The following is a 1,721-nucleotide window of genomic DNA, read 5'->3' on the forward strand; positions in this document are numbered from 1 at the left end:
ACCCCGGTTATTCAGCGGAATTGGGCGAGCTGACGCACTGACAGCAGAAAGGTGCCGCTGACCTGCGAGGATGCGAGTGTCTAGGTCGTATCCGGTGCAGGAGTCAGGACACCTTTCTGGTGAGCGAGCGTACAGGGTGGGATCGTGGGCTGTCCGTGGCAGCCGATGGAAAGGGGCTGGTCGGGCATGCGGGGGCGGTGCTGCTGCGCCGGCTGGCGGACCGGGTGGGACTGACGCGAGGGCTGGCCGGGGTGCTTCCCTCCAGCACGAGTGCCGGGTGGCGGGAGCGGGCCGGGGTGCTCGTCCAACTGGCCGTCGCGATGGTGCTCGGGGCGCGGAGCCTGTTGGAGGCCGAGCAGCTCCAGCTCCACCACCAGGGCCTGTTCGGTCGTGCGGCCTCGGACTCGACGATGCGTCGCCTGCTGGCCGAACTGGACGACAAGACCCTGATGAAGATCGCGAAGGTGCGGCGGCGGGTGCGCCGGCACGTGTGGATGCTGCTCCACCTGCGGCCCGGCGGCTTCCCGTGGCTCACGGTCGCTGGGCGGAGGCTGACGGGCTGGATCGTCGTCGACCTGGACGCCACGGTCATCGCGAGCGCGTCCAGGAAAGAAGGGGCCGCGCCCACGTTCAAGGGCACGTTCGGCTTCCACCCGCTGGGCGGCTGGCTGGCGAACACCGGCGAGAGCCTCGCGATGGAACTGCGGGCGGGCAACGCAGGGGCCAACACGGTGGACGACCACGTCCGCGTCCTCGCCGCCGCGTTGGATCAGATACCGCACTCTTCTCAGTCGAAGATCCTTGTCCGCGTCGACGGCGCGGGCGCCACCCACGGCCTGCTTGAACACCTGGAGGCGCTGAACACGAAGCGACGCACGGTCCGTTACACGGTCGGCTGGAAGATCACGCCCGAGGACGAGACGGCGATCGCGAGGCTCCCCGAAAGCGCCTGGGAAACCTCGCTGAAGCAGGACGGCGATCTCCAAGCGGGCTACCAGGTCGCGGAGTTGACCTACCTGAACACCCGCGACGGCTGGCCGGAAGGCATGCGGCTGATCGTCCGCCGCGTGCGCCCATCGAGGCGGCACATGAAGAAGCTGACCGCCTTCGAGCAGAAGACCGGCTGGCGCTACTCGATCACGGCGACGAACATCCGGCACATGTGGGGCATCACCGGCTCCCACCAGATCCAGTTCCTCGACGCCCTGCACCGCGACCACGCCGAGGTCGAGGACCGCGTCCGCACCAACAAGGCCATGGGGCTGGCGAACCTGCCCTCACAGTCGTGGCAGATCAACACAGGCTGGATGCTCGCCGCGAACCTCGCCACCGATCTCGACACCTGGCTGCGGCTGCTCACCCTGCACGACCAGGACGGCCTCGAAGACGCCGAGCCGGACACGATGCGCCTGCGCCTCTATCACCTTCCGGCCCGCCTGGCTCGCCACGCTCGCCGTCGCATCTTGCGCATCGAGCGAACCTGGCCCTGGGCGGCGGCGTTCACCATCAGCTGGAACAGGCTCACGCAGCTTCCGGCCGCCACCTGACGGCCGGCTCACGCCCCGACGAGGACCAGGAAGGAGGAGAACCCCCAGCCTCCGGGCCCGTGGAACCCGGCGCACCCCGCGGCGTCACGCGACGGCCCGTCCTCCAACGGCAGAGGACATTACGGGCGAACAGCTGCACCAATCAGCGACCGAAACCCGCTGACGAATCGAGGT

The 1,721-nt window shown here is 68.7% G+C and carries 1 protein-coding gene; it reads left to right on the forward strand.

From position 1 onward, the window contains the following. Window positions 1-155 precede the first annotated feature (155 nt). Entirely contained in the window at window positions 156-1,547 is a 1,392-nt protein-coding gene (locus AC27LF_RS45360) for an IS1380 family transposase (protein WP_479662438.1), read from the forward strand. The last annotated feature ends 174 nt before the right edge of the window (window positions 1,548-1,721 follow it).

This window comes from Streptomyces diversicolor (genome assembly GCF_057537855.1).